This is a genomic window from Streptomyces sp. NPDC002795 (genome assembly GCF_042888725.1).
Taxonomy (GTDB): Bacteria; Actinomycetota; Actinomycetes; order Streptomycetales; family Streptomycetaceae; genus Streptomyces.
The window spans coordinates 413,373-433,426 of the sequence record NZ_JBIAQB010000001.1 but is presented as its reverse complement, the minus strand read 5'-3'; the positions used below and the strand labels follow the sequence as shown (position 1 = coordinate 433,426).

General features: G+C 70.0%; 19 protein-coding genes. 7 read left to right on the top strand and 12 right to left on the bottom strand.

The features are described 5' to 3' along the window. Positions 1-161: 161 nt before the first annotated feature. On the top strand, positions 162-1,460 hold the full coding sequence (locus ACFYWS_RS01880; protein WP_389268433.1) for an MFS transporter: 1,299 nt from the start codon (positions 162-164) through the stop codon (positions 1,458-1,460). Between the two features lie 92 nt (positions 1,461-1,552). Then, positions 1,553-2,191: a class I SAM-dependent methyltransferase gene (locus ACFYWS_RS01875; RefSeq protein ID WP_389268431.1), complete on the top strand. Its 639-nt coding sequence runs from the start codon at positions 1,553-1,555 to the stop codon at positions 2,189-2,191. Here ACFYWS_RS01875 and ACFYWS_RS01870 read toward each other — a convergent pair. Then, positions 2,166-2,921: a MerR family transcriptional regulator gene (locus ACFYWS_RS01870; protein ID WP_389268429.1), complete on the bottom strand. Its 756-nt coding sequence runs from the start codon at positions 2,919-2,921 to the stop codon at positions 2,166-2,168. The two genes, ACFYWS_RS01875 and ACFYWS_RS01870, sit on opposite strands and share 26 nt — an antisense overlap. A 64-nt stretch (positions 2,922-2,985) precedes the next feature. On the opposite strand from ACFYWS_RS01870, the gene ACFYWS_RS01865 reads away from it, so the two are divergent. After that, the gene (locus tag ACFYWS_RS01865; protein ID WP_389269445.1) at positions 2,986-3,426 is read left to right on the top strand and encodes a DUF6194 family protein; all 441 of its coding nucleotides are present in this window, start codon (positions 2,986-2,988) and stop codon (positions 3,424-3,426) included. On the opposite strand, the gene ACFYWS_RS01860 is transcribed toward ACFYWS_RS01865, so the two are convergent. From ACFYWS_RS01860 to ACFYWS_RS01835, 6 genes are all read right to left on the bottom strand, one after another. Next, on the bottom strand, positions 3,427-3,792 hold the full coding sequence (locus ACFYWS_RS01860) for an iron chaperone (protein WP_389268427.1): 366 nt from the start codon (positions 3,790-3,792) through the stop codon (positions 3,427-3,429). A gap of 33 nt (positions 3,793-3,825) precedes the next feature. Next, positions 3,826-4,431, bottom strand: a complete 606-nt coding sequence (locus ACFYWS_RS01855) for a dihydrofolate reductase family protein (protein WP_389268425.1) — start codon at positions 4,429-4,431, stop codon at positions 3,826-3,828. A gap of 96 nt (positions 4,432-4,527) precedes the next feature. Continuing rightward, positions 4,528-5,670 (bottom strand): acyl-CoA dehydrogenase family protein, encoded by a 1,143-nt coding sequence (locus tag ACFYWS_RS01850; protein ID WP_389268423.1) that lies wholly within the window; start codon positions 5,668-5,670, stop codon positions 4,528-4,530. Between the two features lie 51 nt (positions 5,671-5,721). Next, positions 5,722-6,348 carry a TetR/AcrR family transcriptional regulator gene (locus ACFYWS_RS01845; protein ID WP_389268421.1) on the bottom strand — a complete coding sequence of 209 codons (627 nt, stop codon included), beginning with the start codon at positions 6,346-6,348 and terminating at the stop codon, positions 5,722-5,724. Between the two features lie 7 nt (positions 6,349-6,355). After that, a complete protein-coding gene (locus ACFYWS_RS01840) occupies positions 6,356-8,215 on the bottom strand; it encodes an AMP-dependent synthetase/ligase (protein ID WP_389268419.1) in 1,860 nt (619 codons plus the stop codon). Positions 8,216-8,355: 140 nt separating this feature from the next. Further along, a complete protein-coding gene (locus ACFYWS_RS01835) occupies positions 8,356-9,003 on the bottom strand; it encodes a TetR/AcrR family transcriptional regulator (RefSeq protein ID WP_389268417.1) in 648 nt (215 codons plus the stop codon). 171 nt (positions 9,004-9,174) lie between these two features. On the opposite strand from ACFYWS_RS01835, the gene ACFYWS_RS01830 reads away from it, so the two are divergent. From ACFYWS_RS01830 to ACFYWS_RS01815, 4 genes are read left to right on the top strand one after another with little or no spacing between them, the layout of a single operon-like run. After that, the gene (locus ACFYWS_RS01830) at positions 9,175-10,410 is read left to right on the top strand and encodes an oxygenase MpaB family protein (RefSeq protein ID WP_389268415.1); all 1,236 of its coding nucleotides are present in this window, start codon (positions 9,175-9,177) and stop codon (positions 10,408-10,410) included. 16 nt (positions 10,411-10,426) lie between these two features. Continuing rightward, positions 10,427-11,668 carry an oxygenase MpaB family protein gene (locus tag ACFYWS_RS01825; RefSeq protein ID WP_389268413.1) on the top strand — a complete coding sequence of 414 codons (1,242 nt, stop codon included), beginning with the start codon at positions 10,427-10,429 and terminating at the stop codon, positions 11,666-11,668. 8 nt (positions 11,669-11,676) lie between these two features. Then, the gene (locus tag ACFYWS_RS01820) at positions 11,677-13,971 is read left to right on the top strand and encodes a molybdopterin cofactor-binding domain-containing protein (protein WP_389268411.1); all 2,295 of its coding nucleotides are present in this window, start codon (positions 11,677-11,679) and stop codon (positions 13,969-13,971) included. A gap of 47 nt (positions 13,972-14,018) precedes the next feature. After that, entirely contained in the window at positions 14,019-14,495 is a 477-nt protein-coding gene (locus ACFYWS_RS01815) for a (2Fe-2S)-binding protein (protein WP_389268409.1), read from the top strand. Between the two features lie 21 nt (positions 14,496-14,516). Here ACFYWS_RS01815 and ACFYWS_RS01810 read toward each other — a convergent pair whose 3' ends face one another. The 5 genes from ACFYWS_RS01810 to ACFYWS_RS01790 form a co-directional block, all read right to left on the bottom strand. Beyond that, positions 14,517-15,482, bottom strand: a complete 966-nt coding sequence (locus ACFYWS_RS01810) for a sugar-binding transcriptional regulator (protein ID WP_389268407.1) — start codon at positions 15,480-15,482, stop codon at positions 14,517-14,519. An 80-nt stretch (positions 15,483-15,562) separates the two neighbouring features. Continuing rightward, on the bottom strand, positions 15,563-17,104 hold the full coding sequence (locus ACFYWS_RS01805) for a glycerol kinase (RefSeq protein WP_389269443.1): 1,542 nt from the start codon (positions 17,102-17,104) through the stop codon (positions 15,563-15,565). Between the two features lie 5 nt (positions 17,105-17,109). Then, positions 17,110-18,063: a transketolase family protein gene (locus tag ACFYWS_RS01800; RefSeq protein ID WP_389268405.1), complete on the bottom strand. Its 954-nt coding sequence runs from the start codon at positions 18,061-18,063 to the stop codon at positions 17,110-17,112. After that, the gene (locus tag ACFYWS_RS01795; protein ID WP_389268403.1) at positions 18,060-18,968 is read right to left on the bottom strand and encodes a transketolase; all 909 of its coding nucleotides are present in this window, start codon (positions 18,966-18,968) and stop codon (positions 18,060-18,062) included. The genes ACFYWS_RS01800 and ACFYWS_RS01795 overlap by 4 nt, the downstream gene beginning before the upstream one ends. Then, on the bottom strand, positions 18,965-19,999 hold the full coding sequence (locus tag ACFYWS_RS01790) for a TIM barrel protein (RefSeq protein ID WP_389268401.1): 1,035 nt from the start codon (positions 19,997-19,999) through the stop codon (positions 18,965-18,967). Before ACFYWS_RS01790 ends, ACFYWS_RS01795 begins: the two co-directional genes overlap by 4 nt. Positions 20,000-20,054 lie beyond the last annotated feature (55 nt).

The window sequence follows — 20,054 nt, the reverse complement described above, 5'->3', positions numbered from 1 at the left end:
TATTCGAAGTCAGGCGTCACAGTCCCGAACCGCCGGGGGGCTGAGGTGCGGGTGCGGGCCGCGTACAGGGCATCCAGTGCGATGTGCAAGACTCACACCCTGCTGGTGCGAGGCGCCTGCCCCACCCCACCTCGCGCGACGGAACGACGGAACCAAGCCACATGACACAACTGGATGAGATGGCCGCGGCCACGAGCGCCGCACGCCCGGTGGACGGCGCGGATGGCGCCGGTGGCGCGCATGGCGCGGACGGTGGTGACAAGCCCAGCCGCTACGCGAAGAAGGCCGTGTTCGCCTCCTCCCTCGGCTACGCGATGGACGGCTTCGACCTGCTGATCCTGAGCTTCGCCCTCTCGGCCATCTCCGCCGACCTGGGCCTGGACAAGGCGCAGGGCGGCTCGCTCGCCACCATCACGCTCATCGGCGCCGTCGTCGGCGGACTCGTATTCGGGATGCTCGCCGACCGGATCGGGCGGGTGAAGGTCCTCACGTACTCGGTGATCTTCTTCGCCGTCTTCACCGGCCTCTCTGCGCTCGCGACCTCGTACGGAGAGCTGTCCGCGTTCCGGTTCCTGGCCGGCGTCGGTATCGGCGGCGAGTTCGGCATCGGCATGACGCTCGCCGCCGAGGCGTGGCCGAGCAAGAAGCGGGCGCGCGCCACGTCGCTGGTCGCGCTCGGCTTCCAGGCGGGTGTCCTGGCCGCCGCGCTCATCTCGGCGCCGGTACTCGCCGCCTGGGGCTGGCAGGGGCTCTTCGTGATCGGCGCGGTGCCCGCGGTGGTCGCCATCGCGCTGCGCTCCCGGCTGCATGAGCCCGAGCACTTCACGCGCACCCGCAGCGAGGCCGCGCGACTGTCGACGCTCGCCTCGCTGAAGCTGCTGGTGAAGGACGGGCCGACGGCCCGCGCCAGCGTCGGCGTCCTGGTCCTGACCTCGGTCCAGAACTTCGGCTACTACGGCATCATGACGTGGCTGCCGACCTACCTGAGCGAGCGGTTCGGCTACAGCCTCACCAAGTCCTCCGGCTGGACCGCCGTCACCGTCGTCGGCATGGCCCTCGGGATCTTTCTCTTCGGTGAGCTCGCCGACCGGCTCGGTCGCCGCAGGGCCTTCTGGCTCTTCCAGGTCGGCGCGGCCGTCTCCGTCCTCGCGTACAGCCAGCTCGTGTCGCCCTGGGCGCTGCTCGTCGGCGGCGCGGTGATGGGCCTCTTCGCCAACGGCATGACCGGCGGCTACGGCGCGCTGATGGCCGAGCTGTACCCGACGCAGGTGCGGGCCACCGCGCAGAACACCCTGTTCAACCTCGGCCGGGCGGTGGGCGGCTTCGCGCCGGTCGTCGTGGCCCTGTGCGCGGACCGGTGGGGCTTCGCGGTCGCCATCGGCCTGCTGTCCGCGATCTACGTCGCCGACATCCTCGCCATGTTCGTCATCCCGGAGCGCAAGGGCGCGCGGCTCGCCTGACGGCCTGTGACAGCACCCGCGCAGGGTGCTCGCCTTCGGCGCGGTCGGGCCGCATGCTGGGACCGGATGCCCGCGCCGAAGGGGAGGCCGCCGTGACCACTCGCGATCAGGACCTGCGTACCCAGAAGATCTGGGCCCGCGACGCACCCCGCTACGACGGCTTCATGCGCCGCTTCGACCGCCACATGCTCCGCGGTGGGCGAGCCCGGCTGTGTGAGCGGGCCCAGGGGCGGGTCCTCGAGGTCGCCGTCGGCACCGGGCTGAACCTGCCGCACTACCCCAAGGGCACCGATCTGACCGGGGTCGACCTCTCCCCGGACATGCTGGCCCGCGCCCGGGTTCGGGCCGCCGACCTCGGCGTCGACGCGACACTCAGCGAGGCGTCCGCGACACGGCTCCCGTTCCCCGACGACTCCTTCGACACGGTCGTCTGCGCGCTCGCCCTGTGCTGTATCCCGGACGACCGCGCGGCCGTTGCCGAGATGCACCGCGTCCTCGCACCGGGCGGCACGCTCCTGCTGATCGACCATGTCATCAGCCACCGATTCGCCGTACGTACGCTTCAGCGGGCCATCGAGCCGCTGATGCTGGCACTTGCCGACGACCATCAGCTGCGCCGCCCCCTGCATCTGGTACGGGAGGCGGGTTTCGACGTCGTGGAGCGTGAGCGCTACAGCTTCGGCGTGATTGAACGGATCGTCGCGGTCAAGCCCGAGCCCCATCCCGAGTGAGGGAGTCCAGGGTCGCCGCCAAGTCGGCGCCCGCGCGCAGGAGTTGTACCGAGCGTGCGGCGATGTCGTCGAGGCGTTTCAGGAGGATGTGCCGGGCGCGCTCCGTCCCGGCGCCCTCCTCCAGTGAGTGCAGCGAGTCGATGATGTCCCGCACCGCGGGGATGCCGTATCCGCTGCCGCGCAGCGCCGCGACGATCCTGGCCGCGCCGATCGCCGACGGGTCGTAGCGGCGCGCCCGCAGCGAGGTCACACGGTCGGGCGCGACGAGTCCCTCCCGCTCCCAGAAACGCAGCGTCGAGGTGCGGACGCCGAGCGCGGCGGCGAGTTCGGTGATGGTCATGGTGTCATCGACGGTGTCACCACCCTCGGCCGCGTCGTGGTGTGCCGCCTCGGACTCGATCGCCCACAGCGCCTGCTGGGCGCGCACCACCTCCTCGCGTTCGCGCGCGAGGCCGGCATGCACGGCGTTGATCGCGGCGGCCGCCTCCGCGACCGTTCGCGTCCACAGCTCCGCCATCAGCTGCCGGGCGGCGACGGGCCCGATGGCTCCGGCGAGCCCCCGGTAGGCGCGCAGTGCCCGCACATGAACGGGTGCGTAGGCCCGGTAGCCATTGCTCGACCGGGCGGCCGCCGGAACGACCCCGAGCCGTTCCAGGTCGCGTACCTGTTGCACGGAGTACCCCGACTCCCTGGAGACATCGACGGTCCTGAGGACGCTCTCGTCGGCCATCGATCCCCTCAACCCCACATAAGCACTTCAAGATGATGCTTGAACCATGAGCAGCAATACGAGTATGGAACAGATCATCGCGACCGTGCGCGGCTTCGACGGCGCGCTCGTCCTCGCTCCGGAGCCCGGCGGCGACTTCCCCGAGATCGCGTGGGGCGACGCGTTCTTCTACTACGCGCCTGACGGTGAGGTACCGCAGGCCGTGCAGCCGTACGCGACGATCGTCACCAAGGACTATCCCGGCGACGCGCTGTCGGACCTGGACGCCCCAGGCCGTCTGCGTGTGAACATCCAGACCGACCGGGCCATGTTTCAGCAGCTCACTGGAGAGTCCTCTGTGGGCTACGCGGCCGTCGACACCGTGCTGCCCCACCCCGTGTACGGCTCCCAGAGCTGGATCTGCGTCGTCAACCCCGGCGAGCGGACCTACGACACGGTCCTGCGGCTGCTGCGCGCCGCGCACGACGCGGCGCACGCCCGCTTCGAGCGCCGTCGGCAGGCGTGATCAGCAGACGGCGCCCGGCCGTGCGGCCGTCGCCCGCAGCAGCTCACGTACGAGCTCGAAGTCGACGGCGGCCGCCTTCCGGAACCGTAGACACCCCTTGCCCATGTCCTGCCCGGCGAGCCGCTCGGTGAAGGCCTCACGCACGTCGCTGCGCATCAGATAGAAGGAGATGTACTGCTTCTGGCTCGCGAACGCGATCTCGGCGACACCGTCCCGCTCGTAGGCGGGCATGCCGTACGCCATGACCTCCGTGAACCCGGCCAGCTCGGCACGGCACAGCCGCCGGAGCTCGGCGAGCGCGGGCCCGCGCTCCTCGGGCAGCTCGGCGAGGTAGTCGTCCACGGTCGGGGCGGAGCTTTGCACCATGGCGGGATGCTACGTCGCCGGGGCCGAGGACGCTCAGTAGCTGTCGTAGCTGGGCTCGCCGTTCGGCCGGTAGACGCCGACGACGGTGCCGCCCTTCGTCGTCGAGACGCTGACCGGCTCCAGGGCGGTGGGGATCGCCCCGTCGGCGAACAGCCGCTTTCCGGTGCCGATGATCACCGGGTGGACGGTCAGCCGGTACTCGTCGACGAGGCCGTTGCTCATCAGGGTCTGGGCGAGGTCGCCGCTGCCGACGACGTTGATCTCACCGCCACCGGACGATTGCAGCTTGCGCACCGCGTCGACGACGTCGCCCTCCAGGAGCGTGGAGTTCTGCCAGTCGACCGACGTCAGGGTCCGGGACGCCACGTATTTGCGCATGCTGTTCATCCGGGCGGTGAACGGGTTGCCGGGATCGGCGGTCGGCCAGTACGAAGCGAAGAGCTCGTACGTCTTGCGGCCCAGCAGCATCGCCTCGGCGTGCTCGTACCAGCCGGCGATGGCCGCGCCGACCTCCTCGTCGTCGGTCGGCTTCTGCCAGCCGCCGTGCTCGAACCCGTCCTCGACGTCCTCGTCCGAGGCGCCCGGCGCCTGCATGACGCCGTCCAGCGTCAGGAACGTACAGACAATGATCTTGCTCATGGTGTGCTCCCTTCGTCGACGGGTAGACCCGACAACCGCCGGAAACTCATCGGCGCCGCCTGCCAGGAGCACACCGCGCGGCCCCGCCCGAAGGCCTTACAAGCCGTACGTCTTGCCGATGATGTCCCGCTGGATCTCGCTCGTCCCGCCGTACACCGTCGACACCACCGTCGCGCGCAGCAGTGCCTCCATGCCGTACTCGGTGGCATAGCCGTAGCCACCCATCATCTGCATGCCCTCCAAGGTGATGTGCTTCGCCAGCTCCGTGCACTTGAGCTTCGCCATCGAGGCCTCGCGGGGGAACACCTTGCCCGGCTCCGCGTCGATCGTCGCGGCGGTGTCGTCCAGGAGGAGCTGCGCGCACTCCAGTTCCGTCGCCATGTCCGCGATGCGGTGCTTGAGTGCCTGGAAGGAGCCGATGGGGCGGCCGAACTGCTCGCGCTGGCGGACGTACGCCAAGGTGTCGTCGAAGGCCCGGCGTGCCACGCCCAGCATCATCGCGGCGAGGATCATGCGCTCCAGGTTGAGGCCCGCCATCAGCTGCGTCCAGGCCTTCCCCGGCGTACCGACCACCGCCGAGTCAGGGACGAAACAGTCCGTGAAGTAGAGGTCGTTGACCTCCTTGCCGCCCATCGTGTCGATGCCGCGGATGGTCAGACCCGCGGCGTCCGTCGGCACCATGAACTGGGTCAGGCCCTCGTGCTTCGCCGAACCCGGTTCCGTACGGGCGATGAGGAGGATGTGGTCCGCGAAGTGCGCGTTGGAGCACCACGTCTTCTGGCCGTTGACCAGATAGCCGCCCGCGGTGCGCTCCGCACGGCAGGTCAGCGCGCCCACATCGGAACCGGCCCCCGGCTCGGACATCGAGACCGACTCGACCCGGCCGTTCACCACGCCTTCGAGGATGGTGCGCTTCTGCTCCTCGGTGCCGAACTTCTCGTACGCCGCCGCAGTGATGATCGTCGTGCCGAAACCGCTGATGGGGGCCCGGCCGTAGGACGTCTCCTGGAGGAAGAGGGAGAGATCCACCATGCCGCGGCCCGCGCCGCCGTACTCCTCGGGGACGGCGATGCCGAGCCAGCCGAGCTTCGCCATCTTCTCGTACAGCTGCTGGTTGTGGTGCTCCACGCCGTTGGACGTCAGCTTGTCGCGCTGTTCCTTCGTGCCGCATTCGCGACCGCAGAAGTCCGCGATGGCCTTGACCAGATCGCCGCGTTCGTCGGACAGGACTCGGGGCATGGTGTGTCTCCTGGGGAAGAAGAAGGGTGTGTACGTGGCGGGTGGCCGCCGTCAGTGGTCGCGGACCGCGGGGAAGACCGTGTGCAGCAGGTGGAGCACTGAGCGGGTGAGCATCACGTGGAGGTCGTCGCGGGTGAGCGTGCCGCGCTCCAGCCACTCGTGGGACGCGGACTTGAGCATGGCGCTGTGGGCACGGATCATCGCGCGGAGCTTCTCCCGGCCCGCGTCCTCGGTGACCTCCGTCATCATGGCGGCTTCGAGGATCCGGTCGGTGGCGATCTCGTCGGCCTCCAGCATGATCCGGTCGACCTCCGGGTCGCCGAGGGACTCCATGCCGATGGCCGCGAGCCACATCTCCCGGTTCCGCTCGACGACTTCGAGCCAGCGGTCCACGCAGACGGCCAGCCGTTCCTCGGCCGTGGTCCGCGGCAGCCGCTGTGACACCGAGGCCGGGATGACCATCATCTGCCGCACCACTTCCAGGTACAGCTGCCGCTTGTCGCCGAAATAGTGGTTGACCAGGGCCCGGGCCACGCCGGCCTCGGCCGCGATGTCCGAGATCGACACCGAGGCGTAGCCGGCGGACCCGAACCGCCGGCGGGCGACGGCGAGGATCTCGGCGCGGCGCGCGTCCGGTTCCATCCGGCGCCGCCGGGTGGCCTGGGCCTTGCCTTCCATGGGTGCATTACTCCTTGTCGGCGGACGCGGGGGACTCATCCGGCTCGTCCGACGCGTACATCGACTCGATCGTCGCCGCGTGCAGGTCGTCGATGGCCCGGCGGCGCAGGCTCAGCTTGGGCGTCAGCTCGCCGGTCTCCGTCGTCCACGGCCCCGGGACGACCCGGTACCGCTTGACCTGTTCCACCCGTGACAGCACCGCGTTGGCCTCCTCGACCGCGGAGTCGAGCGCCGCCAACACCTCGGCGTGCACGGCCAGTTCGTCGAGTTCGGTCGTGGTGAGGCCGGCCGCCCGCGCCCACTGCGGGGCCGCCTCCTCGTCGAGGACGAGCAGCGCCGTGACATAGCGGCGCCGGTCGCCGAGCGCGACGGCCTGGCCGATCAACGGGTGGGCGCGCAACAGGGATTCGATCTTCGTCGGGGCGATGTTCTTGCCGCCGGCGGTGATGATGAGTTCCTTCTTGCGGTCCGTGACGGTGACGATGCCCCGGGAATCGACAGTTCCGACGTCGCCGGTCGCCAGCCAGCCGTCGGCGTCCGTACCGGTCGCGACGGCGCCGTCCGCCTGGAGATACCCGGAGAAGACGACGGGGCCGCGGACGAAGAGCTCGCCGTCCTTCGCCTCCCTGACCTCGATCCCGGGCCCCGGACGGCCGACCGAGCCGAGGGCGAACACGTCGGGCGTACTGACCGTGGCCGCGCCCGTCGTCTCGCTCAGGCCCCACACCTCGTACACCGGCAGGCCCACACTCGCCAGGAACTCCAGGACGGCCGTGGGGATCGGCGCGGCGCCGCTGAACGCCCGCAGGCAGTCGTCGAAGCCGATCGCGGCGCGCAGCGGACGCAGGGCGAGTTCGTCCAACTTCTGAAATTGCTCGGCCAGTTCGGGCGGTACGTCCTTGCCGGCGGAGCGCAGCCGGAAGACTTCGAGGGCCGTCTTCTGGGCCTGCGCCAGGGCCGTCGCCTGCTGCTCGGGGAGCGCCGCGAGCTGGGCGCGCAGGCCGGTGGTGAGCTTCTCCCACACCCGTGGCACACCGAAGAAGCCATGCGGGCGGACCTTCTGGAGCGCGGGCAGTAGCTGGTCGGGGGAGGGGCAGATGGTGACATGGCCGCCGCTGCAGATCGGCATGTAGATCCCGAGGACCCGCTCCGCGATGTGCGCCATCGGCAGGTACGCGACCGAGCGCGGATGCGGCGGCAGCGGCACCAGCTGCTCCTGCATCACGGACTCGTGGATCACGTTGCGGTGCGAGAGCACCACGCCTTTGGGGTCACCGGTGGTCCCCGAGGTGTAGACGAGGGCCAGCGGCTGGTCCGTGGTCACGGCGTCGGTGAGCGACTCGAACGCCGCGTCGTCGGGCGGCAGCGCGTTGCGCACGGCCGCGTAGCTGACGAACCGCGGGTCGTCGGCGGGCGCGGCCGACCAGTCGAGGACGACGACGGCGCGCAGCCGCGGCAGGTCGTCGAGGACGGGCGCCCAGCGCCGCATCTGCTCCTCGCCCTCCAGGACCAGCACGGTGGCCGCGCTGTGCCGGGCGATGACACCGATCTGCTCCGTGCTCAGGGTGTCGTACGTGCTGCAGGGCAGCGCGCCGATGTGGGCGGCGGCCAGGTCGGTGACCCAGTGCTCGGCCCGCTTCGACATCGCGATGAGCAGGCGATCGCCGCGGCTCAGGCCGAGCCCGGCGAGACCGCGGGTGAGCGCGGCGGTCTCGGCACGCAGTTGGGTCCAGGTCAGGGTGCCCGCGTCCGGCCCGATGCCGGTGGTGAGGGCGGGCCGCTCCCCGCACTCCTGGGCGTTGCGGCGCAATAGCTTGGTGATCGTCAGACCGTCAACGGACGTGCGTAGCTGCTCTGTTGGCGTCACGGCGGCTCCCGGGAACGTACGACGTGGAACGTGCGGGGTTGGGTGGACTGTGCGCGAGCGGTGCCCACCGTGGACCGTTATTGGCGCTGTGTCAATAAGTCGCGTCGTCGTATCCGGGAGACCAGGTCCGTCGACAGGGTCTACGTCGGCGGGCCCAGCATCGGCACCAGGAACTGCCGGGCCACCTCCCGCATCCGCCCGTCGTCGTCCAGGTCGATGACATGGCTGGGCACGACCAGGAACGACGTGCAGACACGCACCATCATCTCCGCCACCACATCCACGTCCACCCCGGCGGAGACCTGCCCCGCCCGCTGCTCCTCGCGCAGCCGCGCGGCGACGAACTGCTGCACCACGTACTGGGTACGGCCCCCGTCGGTGGTCATCGACGGCACCACGGAGTCCGGCTCGACCGCCATGAGGCCGCCGATGAGCCGGTTGTGGCGGATGGCGCGCAGCGAGCTCACGAAGCCCAGGACGACCCGGTCGGCGACCGTGTCCGCGCCTCGGATCTCGGTCGCGAACTGCTCGAAGTAGCGCCGGAATTCACGTCGCACGACATGCTCGACCAGCGCCTCCTTGGTGTCGAAGCGGCGGTAGACGGTGATCCGGGAGACGCCCGCGAGCCGGGCCACGTCGGCCATCGTCGAGCGCTTGATGCCCATGCGGCAGAACTGCTCGTACGCGGCGTCGAGCAGCCGGACGGTCACCTCGTCCGCGGTGTCGTCCGCGATGGCGCCCTCGACGGTGGATTCGCTGAAGGCCAGCTCGAGCACGTTCGGTTCCACAGATGCCTCCCTGATTGCGTTCAGCCTCTGGCGTTCATGCCTTGCCTGTGCTCCCCTGTGGTACTGATACAGAGATGCTCAACGTGTTTCATCGTACCAAGGCAACTGCCGTTCAGGCAGGGCCTGTTGTCGGTCGAGAGAGTCACGGAACTCAAGGAGGAGTTCGGAGCAATGGATGGCTTGAGCAGGCGGAACATGTTGCTCGCGGGCGGCGCCCTCGGTGCGTTGGGAGCACTGGGCGCGGCGTCCCCCGTGAGCGCCCGGTCCCTGTGGACGTGGTCACCGGGTGACTCGGTCGCCGGGGCGGGCGCCGGCGTCGACCCCGAGTGGGTCTGGGACGAAGAGGTGGACCGGCTCGTCGCCTCGGTCATCGACCGCGGCGACGTACCGAAGGTGAACGAACAGCTGCGCACGTGGACCCGCAACGACCAGGCGGCACCGGCCGGACTCCCGCAGGACGTAAGGGAGTTCATCGACAAGGCGCGCCAACTCCCTTCCTGGGCCGACCGGGAGAAACTGGAGACGGCGGCCGCGTTCAACAAGACGCGTGGCTTCTACCTCAACGTCCTCAACGGGGTCGGCGGCGGCATGCTCAGCACCGCCATCCCCCGGGAGGCGCGCGCCGTGTACTACTCCAAGGGCGGCGCCGACATGGAGGACCGCGTCGCCAAGACGAGCATGCTCGGCTTCGCCGTCGGCGACCTCAACGCGTACCGTGCCGACGGCGACTGCGTCGTGCAGGCCGTCAAGACCCGCATGGTGCACGCCGCCGTCCGTCATCTGCTGCCCAAGTCACCTGCCTGGTCGCAGGTCAGCGGCGGCCAGAAGATCCCGATCAGCCAGGCCGACATCCTCGTCACCTGGCACAGCCTCGCCACGTACGCGATGGGCAAGCTGCTGGAGTGGAAGGTGCCGGTGAGCCCGGCCGAGTCCGATGCCTATCTGCACCTGTGGCAGGTCACCGTGCACATGCTCGGCGTCCAGGACCAGTACATCCCCAAGACATGGGACGCGGCCAACGCCCAGTCCAAGCAGGTACTCGACCCGATCCTCACCTCCACGAAGGAAGGCGTCGAGCTCACCGACATCCTGCTCGGGCAGCTCGCGGAGCAGACCAGCCCCGGCGGGATCGACCGGCCGCTGTGCAACGCGCTGGCCCGCTATCTCGTCGGTGACCGGGTCGCGGACATGGACCGCATCCCGGAGGAACCGTTCTGGGAGAAGACGATCGCGACGGTCTGGCCGAAGCTCGTCGCCTTCCGCGAAGGGCTCCTGCCACTGCCCCTCGTGCCGCCGCTCGCCTGGACGGTCGACGAGGCGGCACGCCAGTACATCCTCGCCTTCCTCACGAAGGGCAAGGGCACCGCCATCGAGATCCCCGACACCAACCGGCCCAGCGGCCGTTGAGGAGACGAGACCAGCGATGAACGGAAACGACGGACAACACGGGCTCAGCAGGCGGAACATGCTGTTCGCGGGCGGAGCGTTAGGCGCCTTCGGCGCGATCGGGCTCGCGTCACCGGCGAGCGCCCGCTCCCTGTGGACCTGGTCACCGAAGAACTCGATCGTCGGCTCCGGCGCGGGCATCGACCCCGAGTGGGTGTGGGACGAGCAGGCCGACCCGGTGATCGCCGGAGTCATGAAGCGCGGTGAAGTCGCCAAGGTCAACGGCCTTCTCGCGCAGTGGAAGCGCAACGACCAGCCGCTGCCCGACGGGCTCCCGGCGGACCTGCGGGAGTTCATGGAGAACGCGCGCGAACTGCCCTCCTGGGCGGACCCGGCCAAGCTCGACCGCGGCTCCAAGTTCAGCAAGACCAAGGGCATCTACGTGGGCGCCCTGTACGGCCTCGGCAGCGGCCTCATGAGCACCGCCATACCTCGCGAGTCACGCGCCGTGTACTACTCCAAGGGCGGCGCGGACATGAAGGACCGCATCGCCAAGACCGCCAAACTCGGCTACGACATCGGGGACTTGTACGCCTACAAGCCCCAGGGCTCGATGGTCGTGACCGCGGTCAAGACGCGCATGGTGCACGCGGCGGTCCGGCATCTGCTGCCGCAGTCCCCGGCGTGGACACAGGTCAGCGGCGGCCAGAAGATCCCGATCAGCCAGGCCGACATCCTCGTCACCTGGCACAGCCTCGCCACCTTCGTCATGCGCAAGCTGAAGGACTGGGGTGTGCGCGTCAGTTCCGCCGACGCGGACGCGTATCTGCACGTGTGGCAGGTGAGCGCGGCCATGCTCGGCGTCGACGAGGAGTACATCCCGAAGACCTGGGACGCCGCCAACGCCCAGTCCAAGCAGGTCCTCGACCCGATCCTCGCGCACACCAAGGAGGGCGAGGAGCTGACCGATGTCCTCCTCGGCATCGTGGCCGAACTGGACTTGGGTCTCACCCGCCCCCTGATAAGCGCGTTCTCCCGGTATACGCTGGGCGGCCGGGTCGGCGACATGATCGGCCTGTCCAAGGAACCGATCCTGGAACCGCTCGTCGCGGGCGCGTGGCCACTGCTCGTGGCCTTCCGCGAGGGGCTCATCCCCATACCGGGGGTGCCGGCGGTCATGTGGACATTGGAAGAGGCGATCCGTCGGTTCGTGCTCCTGTTCCTGGCCGAGGGGCAGCCGATCGCCATCAATCTTCCGGACACGAACCGGCCGGAGTGAGAGGGAGCATGCGCAGACGACAGTTGCTCGGCTACGTACTGGCGGCACCTACGCTGGTGGCCGCGGCCGAACTCGCACCGGCGAAGGAAGCCGTGGCCTCGGGGGCGGCGGCCAAGGATGTGGCGGGGGCCGGCGGCCTGCCGTCCCTCGACATCACGGAAGTCGTCGACCTCAACGACGCCATGACCCTGGCGGCCGCGCCGACTTCGGCACTCATCACGGTCCAGGTCAACAAGGACGGCACGGTGTCCTTCGAGCTGCCGCGCGCGGAGGTCGGCCAGGGCATCACCACGTCCACGGCGATGCTGATCGCGGAGGAGATGGACGTCCCTCTCGACCGGGTGCACGTCACGCTCGCCGACGCCCGCCCCGAACTCCTCTTCAACCAGCTCACCGGTGCCTCCAACACGACGATCGCCACCTACACCCCGGTGCGGGTGGCGGCCGCCATCGCGCGCGGCAGGCTCCTCGACGCCGCGGCGCTCGAACTGGGTGCGCTGGTCACTGAGTTGACGGTCAAGGCGGGCGTCGTCCTCAGCTCGGCGGGCAAGAGTATCGGCATCGGGGAACTGGCGGAGAAGGCCGCAGCGACGACGACGCAGAAGGCCATGGCACAGCTCAAATCGGCCGATCGGTTCACCGTCATCGGCACGCCCCAGGGCCGCGTAGACGCCCGAGCCGCCGTCACCGGCGCCAAGAAGTTCGCCATGGACCTCGCCGTCCCGGACGCGCTGCCCACCATGGTGTGCCGCGCTCCCACCATCAACGGCAAGGTCGGCTCGGTGGCCAACCTCGACGCGGTGCGGGCCATGCCCGGTGTCACCGACGCCGCGGTCGTCTCCACCGGCGTCGCCGTGCGGGCCCGCACCTTCGGCCAGTGCATCGACGCCGTACGCGCCCTGGAGGTGTCGTGGCGAGGCGGCACTGCGGAGGGCAAGTCCGACGACACGGTCCTGGCCGAGCTGAAGAAGGCCGAGCCTTCCATGGGGCTCCCGTCGTTGGCCCGCACCGTGGAAGAGCGCTTCACCTTCCACTTCCGCGGCAACAGCGCACTGGAGCCCAACTGTGCGATAGCCGACGTCCGTTCGGACAAGGCGGAGATCTGGGGCGGCCTCAAGTCTCCCATCGTCGCCAAGCAGACCATCGCGGCCCGCCTCGGCCTCCCGGTCGGAGCCGTCACCGTCCATGTCACCGAGAGCGGCGGCTCCTTCGGCCGCAAGCTGTTCTTCGACGCGGCCCTCGAAGCCGCCGAGATCTCCCAGAAGATGGGCAAGCCCGTCCGCCTCATGTGGCACCGCGCCGACGACGCACGCCAGGGCCGCGCCCACCCGATGGCCACCTCGCGTGTACGCGCCTCGTACGCCGGCGACAAAGTACTCAGCTTCAAGCAGCGGCACACCAGCGTCTCCACCGACCTCTCCATGGGCTTCGGCGAGGCCCTCACCGCCGTGGCCGCGAAGCTGCCGGTCGCCGACCTCGCCTTCTCCGAGACGTTCTTCCAGCTGTCGCAGTCGATGCCGTACGAGTTCGGGGCCTACAGCCGGCTCCTCAACGAGACGGACAAGGGCTTCAACACCGGCAGCATGCGCAACGTCTACTCGCCCGACGTGACCTGTGCCCGCGAACTCATCGTCGATCGGCTCGCCGCGAAAATGGGCAAGGACCCGCTCGCGTTCCGCCGGGACTTCCTCCACGACAAGCGGGCCCGCGCGGTCCTCGACAAGGTCGCCGAGGCCGGCCAGTGGGGGAGGAGCCTCCCCGACGGGGTGGCACAAGGTGTGGCCGTGCACACGGAGTACCACGCGGTCAACGCGGTCCTCGTGGAGATCGACTGCCGCCCGGAGACGGTGAAACGGCCGATCCGCGACGGCGTCACGGGACCCCGTGTCACCAAGGCGGTGTGCGCGGTGGACGTGGGCCTCGCGGTGAACCCCCGGGGTCTGGAGGCGCAGATGATGGGCTGCCTCATGGATGGCATCGCGCAGACCCTGACCTCCAGCCTGCACCTGAAGGACGGCCACTTCCTGGAAGCGAGCTGGGACAACTACCTCTACACACGCCAGTGGAACACCCCGCCCGAACTCGACATCATCGTCATGCCCAACACGAGCGAGAAGCCGGGCGGGGCAGGGGAGTTGGGTGTCGCGGCGTCCATGGCCGCCGTGGCGTGCGCGTACGCGAGGGCGACCGGCAGGATGCCGACGACGTTCCCCATCAACCACGACACCCTCTCCTTCACCCCCAAGCCGACCGTCCCGCCGGTCCCGCAGTCACCGACAGACGGCCGCGACCACGCCATCTGACCCACTGGCATCCGACCCACCGACGAATCAGGGAGACTGGAACCCCCGTGCCCAAGCACACTTTTCGCGTCAACGGCGAGCAGGTGACGGTCGACGTAGAGGACGACGTGCGCCTGTTGTGGGTGCTGCGCGACATCCTGGGCGTCACAGGCCCGAAGTACGGCTGCGGCATCAACGTCTGCAAGGCCTGCACCAGCCACCTCAACGGCAAGGCCGTCAACCCCTGCTCGATACCCGTCGAGGAGCTGGCCTCCGACGACGAGGTGACGACCATCGAGGGCCTCGCCGACACGGTGGACGCCGACCTGCACCCGATGCAACAGGCCTGGCTCGACCAGGACGTCGCCCAGTGCGGCTACTGCCAGCCCGGCCAGATCATGGCCGCGGTGGCGGTGGTCCGCCGGGCGAAGGAGGAGGGCCGCGCGATCACCGACGCCGACCTCGACGGCATCCGGAACGTGTGCCGGTGCGGCACGTACTTCCGGATCCGGGAGGCGATCCGGGAGGGGGCGAAGGGGATGTGAGGGGCGAGGGCGGCGGCGCGCTCACTCCGCGAGGAGTTCACGCGCCGCCCCGACGTCCGTGATCAGGATGTTGATCCACTCGCCGCGCAGCGCACCGCGGATGGCCGCCACCTTCTCCGGGCCGCCCGCGACACCGACCCGCCGCTCCACCGCGTGCAGTTGGTCCCGTTCGATGCCGAGGACACGGTCGTTGAACGGGGCGTCGACCGGTTCGCCCGCGCTGTCGAAGTAGCGGGCGCAGACGTCGCCGACCGCGCCGAGCTTCTTCAGGGCGCGCTGGTCCTCGGGCGGGATCGCGTTGCCGGAGCGGCGCAGCAGCGGGGAGGGTTCGAGGGTGCCGATGCCGAGGAGGGCCAGGGTCAGCCGCGACCAGGCCTTGATGGCTTCGGCCATGGCGGGCTCCCGCACCAGGAGGTCCCGCAGCTCGCTGCTGCCGACGAGGGCCGCGGAGGGCGCGAACACCGGTCTGGCGCCGGTGAGTTCGGCGAGGCGACTGGTGAGGCGGGTGGCGTGCAGCTGCACTTCCGGGCTGCCGGTGCCACCGAGCAGCTGGACGACCTCCTGGGCAACGGACGGTGTCTTGGCGCGCATCACGTTGACCGCCTCCAGGAGCGTGGCGCTCCAGGACGAGATGCCGATGACATCACCGCCGGTGAGGGTGGCGTCGAGGTAGGTGGCGGTGGCGGAGGCGAGCGCCGGGATCACCTCGGGGCCCGCGCCCTCCACCTCCACCACCAGCGCGTCGCGCAGCCCGTACCGCTCGACCAGTGCGTCTTCCAGTTCCGCGTGCACACCTTCCGGAGACATCACGACGGTACGCACCACGCCGCGGTCCACCGCCTCCTTCAGGAGACGCGAGACCCGTGGCTGCGACAGGTTGAGGCGGGCCGCGATCTCGGGCTGCCGCAGGCCGCTTTCGTGATAGAGCCGGGCCACCTTGACCAGCAGCCGGACATGATCCGGGCTCGGCGTCGTCGCTCCCGCCACCTTGCGGCCTCCTTCAGTGTGCCTGCCCCGACAAGGGTGATGTCCCGACAAGGACGATGTCCCGACCGGGGTTCGTCATGCTATCGCCGCAGATGAGCGGCGGGTGAAGAGGCCGAGCCCGTCGCCGTCGGCTGTGGTGGCCCACTCGTCCCGAGGTCGCGGGCGGCTGCGAGGTGCCGGCGCCAGTGCGTGACGGCGGCGCGGCGTCGGGTGTCGTCCCAGGCGGGGGAGAAGACCGTCAGGTCGTCGTCCGCCCGTCGTTCCAGCGTTTCGCCCGTCCACAGGCCGAGGCGGAGGCCGGCGAGGTGTGCGGCTCCGACGGCGGACAGCTCGTGGTGCCGCGCGCGGGCCACCGCGACGTTCGACAGGTCCGCCTGCAACTGCATGACGGTGTCGCTGCGGCTCAGGCCGCCGTCGGCTACCAGGCGCGTCGCGGGCGGCATGGCGGCCAGCACATCGGCGACCTGATGGGCCACCGACTCCACTGCGGCGCGGGCGAGTTGGGCACGACCGGTGCCGAGGCCGAAGCCCGCGAGCAGGGGCACGGCCGCCGGATCCCACCAGGGGGCGCCGAGACCGCCGAAGGCGGGGACGAGTGTCACGCCTTCCGCGCCCTCGCCGGTACTGCCCGCCAGCTCGATGAGCTGCTCCGCGGTGGTGCCGAGGAGGTCGGCCAGCCAGGTCAGGGTGCGGCCCGAGGATCGGATGTTCGCCTCGTGCGCGTACGTGGGCTTCCCGGCCGCCTTCGTCGACCACGCGATGGTGGTGCACACGCTGCCCGCGACGTCCGGTGTCCCGGCCACTGTCATGACCGAGGAGCCGGTGCCGTACGTCGCCTTGACGATGCCGGGCCGCCAGCCCGCGTGGGCGAACAGCGCGGCGTGCGAGTCGCCGAGGACGGCCAGGACGGGCACGCCGCCGAGGCCTGCCACCCCCTTCACCTGGCCGAACGGCCCGTCGGACGGGACGACGCGGGCCAGTGTCGCCCTCGGTATACCGAAGAGCCCGAGCAGTTCCTCGTCCCAGTCTCCGGTCGTGAGGTCGAGCAGCTGGGTGCGTGAGGCGTTCCCGATCTCCGTGACGGCCTGACCGGTGAGGTGATGGAGCAGAAACGCGTCGACCGTGCCCAGCCGGAGCCGGCCGGCCCGGCTGAGCGAGCGCGCCGGATCGTGTGCGTCGAGGAGCGCGGCCATCTTCAGGGCGGAGAACATCGGGTCGAGCGGAAGGCCGGTGCGCCGCCGCACCTCCCCGCTCATCCCCGCCCGCTCGATGCGGGCCGCCCGCCCCGTGCCACGCCGGTCCTGCCAGCTGACCAGCGGGGCGACGGGCAGCCCGGTGGCGGCGTCCCACAACACCGCCGACTCGCGCTGGGTGCTGAGCGCGACACCGGCCACGGTGGCGGGCTCAACTCCCGCCGTGCAGGCGGTGATTGCCGTTCGGACACTGTCGAGGATCGCCGACGCGTCCTGCTCCACCAGGCCGGGGCCCGGATGAGTCTGGGTGAGAGGCGCGCTCGCCCGTGCGACCACGGCACCGGACGCGTCGAGCAGCAGGGCTTTGGTGGAGCTCGTGCCCTGGTCGACGGCGAGTACGTGTCCGTTTTCCTGTCCCTGTCCGGCCATCGTGCTCACGCCCGCCCCAGGACCTGACGCACGGCGGCGCCGATGCCCTGCGCGGTCAGCCCGAAGTGCTCCAGCAGGAACGCGGCGCTGCCCGTCGGTGCGAAGGACGGCACACCCAGCATGCGGAAGGGGACGGGACACCGCTCGACGACGACGCGCGCCACCGCGGCGCCGAGACCGCCGGACAGCAGCCCTTCCTCTGCGGTGACGATGCCACCGGTCTCCCGGGCGGCGGCCACCACGGCCTCGGCGTCGAGCGGCTCCACGGACGCCATGTTGAGCACCCGCGCCGAAATCCCCTCCTCGGTAAGGAGCTTGGCCGCCTCCAGCGCGCGCGAGACCATCGTGCCGACCGCGATGACGGTGACGTCCGTACCGTCCGCGAGGCGCGTGGCCCGGCCGATGGTGAACGACGTGGCGGCCGGCGTCACGGCAGGCACCTTGAAACGCGGGATCCGCAGATACGCCGGTGTGCCGGAGGCGGCCGCCCAGCGTACGGCGGCGCGGGTCTCGGCGGGATCGGCCGGTACGACGATCCCCAGGCCCGGCACCGCCCGCAGCCACGACAGGTCCTCGATGGAGTGGTGTGTGGGGCCCAGCTCCCCGTAGGCCATGCCGGGGCTCTGCCCGCACAGCACCACGTGCCGGTGGGTGTAGGCGATGTCGGCCTTGATCTGCTCCAGGGCGCGGCCCGTCAGGAAGGGTGCCGCGGCCGACACGAAGGGGATGAACCCGGCGTTGGCGAGGCCCGCCGCGACCCCGACCATGTCCTGCTCGGCGATGCCGACGTTGACGAGCCGGTCGGGGAACTCCTCGCGGAACGCCATGAGATTGCTGGAGCCGACCGAGTCGTTGCAGACGGCCACGATGCGCTCGTCGGCGCGGGCGAGCGCGGCGAGTTCGTCCGCGAAGTCCGCGCGACAGTCGTACGTCGGCGCCTGCTCGGCCACGGCAGTCATCGGGCCAACTCCCGTATTGCAAGCGCAACTTGTTCATCGGTCGGTACCTTGTGGTGCCACTCGACGCGGTCCTCCATGAACGACACACCCTTCCCCTTCACGGTGTTGGCGATCACCGCGACCGGGCGTCCCGTGGTGGACGGCGCGTAGGCCTCCTTGATGGCCCGGTGGTCGTGACCGTCGATCACGCGCACCTCCCAACCGAAGCTCGCCCACTTCTCGTGCAGCGGCTCCAGCGTCTTGGTGTCCTCGGTGCGGGCGCCCTGCTGCAGCCGGTTGCGGTCGACGACGGCCGTCAGGTTCGACAGACCGTAGTGGGCGGCGGTCATCGCGGCCTCCCAGTTGCTGCCCTCCTGCATCTCGCCGTCGCCCAGGACGACGAGTGTGCGCCAGTCCTCGCCGCGAATCCGGGCGCCGAGCGCGCAGCCGGTGGCGACCGGGAAGCCGTGCCCCAGTGGGCCGGTGTTGGTCTCGACGCCAGGCACCTTGAGCCGCGCCGGATGGCCATTGAGCGGCGACAGCGGCGCCATGAACTCGCTCAGCCGTTCCCGCGGGAAGAAGCCACAGGAGGCGAGCGTCGAGTACAGGGCGGCGGCGCAGTGCCCCTTGCTGAGGACGAACCGGTCCCGCAGCGGTGCGCCGGGGTCGGCCGGTTCGACCCGCAACGTTCCCCACAACGCGGTCACCAGCAGATCCGTCACCGACAGGTCGCCGCCCACATGCCCCATTCCGGCGGCCTGAATGGTGGTGAGGATGTCGCGGCGTACTCCGGTGGAGATCTCGGCGAGTTCGGCGGCGGCCGCCTGCGGCGAGGCCGCGCGCAGTAGTGCGTTGCGCTGCCGGTAGGTGTCGGCAGCGGGCTCGTCGACCCGCAGCGGCGCGGCGGCCTCCAGGGTCGCCGTCACTGCGCCTCGCTCTCCGCCAGGGCCCGGAACAGGGCGCGCTTCGCGACGCGTTGGGCACCGAGCCCGTCCTGCGCGGCCTGGCGTGCGGCGAGCTCCTCCCGGTCCAGATAGCCCAGCGCCCGGTGGAAGGCCCGCATCGTACGAATGCCGGTGCGCGCCGCCTCGACGGGGTCCTCCCGGAACGGGAACTGGTCCAGCTGCCACACTCCTTCCCAGCCCGCGTCGTGCAGCGCGTAGAAGAACTCGAACGTCTCCAGGAGGTGTACGGAACCGACGACCATGTCGTCGTCCCAGCCACGGAAGTTGTCGTTGACGTCGATCGCGAAGAGCTTGTCGCGGGCGATCGCCAGGCGCGCGGCCTCCGCGGGCGTCTCGCCCCCGTACAGCGAGTGCCCGAAGTCGAGCAGCACGCCGACGTTGTCGACGCCCATGTCCTCGATGGCGAGGAGGGTCCGCGCGACGGACGAGAACACCATCCTGTTGCGCGGCTCGCGCGGTTTGTACTCGATGGCGAAGTTCAAGTCCGGGTGAGCGTGGGCGAGTTCGCGGATGGCGTCCACCGACTTCTCCCACAGGTCGGTGTAGTCGGCCTGGAACGGATAGTCGTAGCCGTCCTGCCCCGGCCACAACTTGACGTACTCCACGTCGAGTTCACGCCCCACCTCGGCCGCGCCGGCGACCAGGTCGATGGCCTGGCGGCGCACGGCGGGGTCAGGGTTGGTGAAGCCGCCCTTGGCGAACTTGCCCGTATAGAACTCCGGGGTCACGGCGATGGCCCGCAGACTCTGCTCGGCGAGCGCGTCCTTGACCTCCTTGGTGCTGATGTCACCGGGTGGGAAGGGCCAGTTGAGGTCGAGCACCGACAGGTCACCGACGGCGCCGGCCAGCTTGATGGCGTCGAGGACGGTACGGGGTTCGCCGTATCCGTCCGTGGCGTAGCGGTCGACATAGGTGGCGAAGTGCCAGACGCCCGCGCCGTACACCGGTTCGGACGCATCGTTGTGAATGTCTATGCGCTCACGATTGGACATGTAGCGGACCGTACGGAGGGGCGTGGAGTGGTGTCAAGGCGTGTGCAGACCCTCA

Coding starts and splice junctions, on each gene's coding strand:
- ACFYWS_RS01870 (WP_389268429.1), bottom strand. CDS start 2,921: ATGGCCGACGAGAGCGTCCTCAGGACCGTCGATGTCTCCAGGGAGTCG.
- ACFYWS_RS01790 (WP_389268401.1), bottom strand. CDS start 19,999: ATGTCCAATCGTGAGCGCATAGACATTCACAACGATGCGTCCGAACCG.
- ACFYWS_RS01855 (WP_389268425.1), bottom strand. CDS start 4,431: ATGAGCAAGATCATTGTCTGTACGTTCCTGACGCTGGACGGCGTCATG.
- ACFYWS_RS01820 (WP_389268411.1), top strand. CDS start 11,677: ATGCGCAGACGACAGTTGCTCGGCTACGTACTGGCGGCACCTACGCTG.
- ACFYWS_RS01800 (WP_389268405.1), bottom strand. CDS start 18,063: ATGACTGCCGTGGCCGAGCAGGCGCCGACGTACGACTGTCGCGCGGAC.
- ACFYWS_RS01830 (WP_389268415.1), top strand. CDS start 9,175: ATGGATGGCTTGAGCAGGCGGAACATGTTGCTCGCGGGCGGCGCCCTC.
- ACFYWS_RS01845 (WP_389268421.1), bottom strand. CDS start 6,348: ATGGAAGGCAAGGCCCAGGCCACCCGGCGGCGCCGGATGGAACCGGAC.
- ACFYWS_RS01850 (WP_389268423.1), bottom strand. CDS start 5,670: ATGCCCCGAGTCCTGTCCGACGAACGCGGCGATCTGGTCAAGGCCATC.
- ACFYWS_RS01860 (WP_389268427.1), bottom strand. CDS start 3,792: ATGGTGCAAAGCTCCGCCCCGACCGTGGACGACTACCTCGCCGAGCTG.
- ACFYWS_RS01880 (WP_389268433.1), top strand. CDS start 162: ATGACACAACTGGATGAGATGGCCGCGGCCACGAGCGCCGCACGCCCG.
- ACFYWS_RS01805 (WP_389269443.1), bottom strand. CDS start 17,104: ATGGCCGGACAGGGACAGGAAAACGGACACGTACTCGCCGTCGACCAG.
- ACFYWS_RS01825 (WP_389268413.1), top strand. CDS start 10,427: ATGAACGGAAACGACGGACAACACGGGCTCAGCAGGCGGAACATGCTG.
- ACFYWS_RS01865 (WP_389269445.1), top strand. CDS start 2,986: ATGGAACAGATCATCGCGACCGTGCGCGGCTTCGACGGCGCGCTCGTC.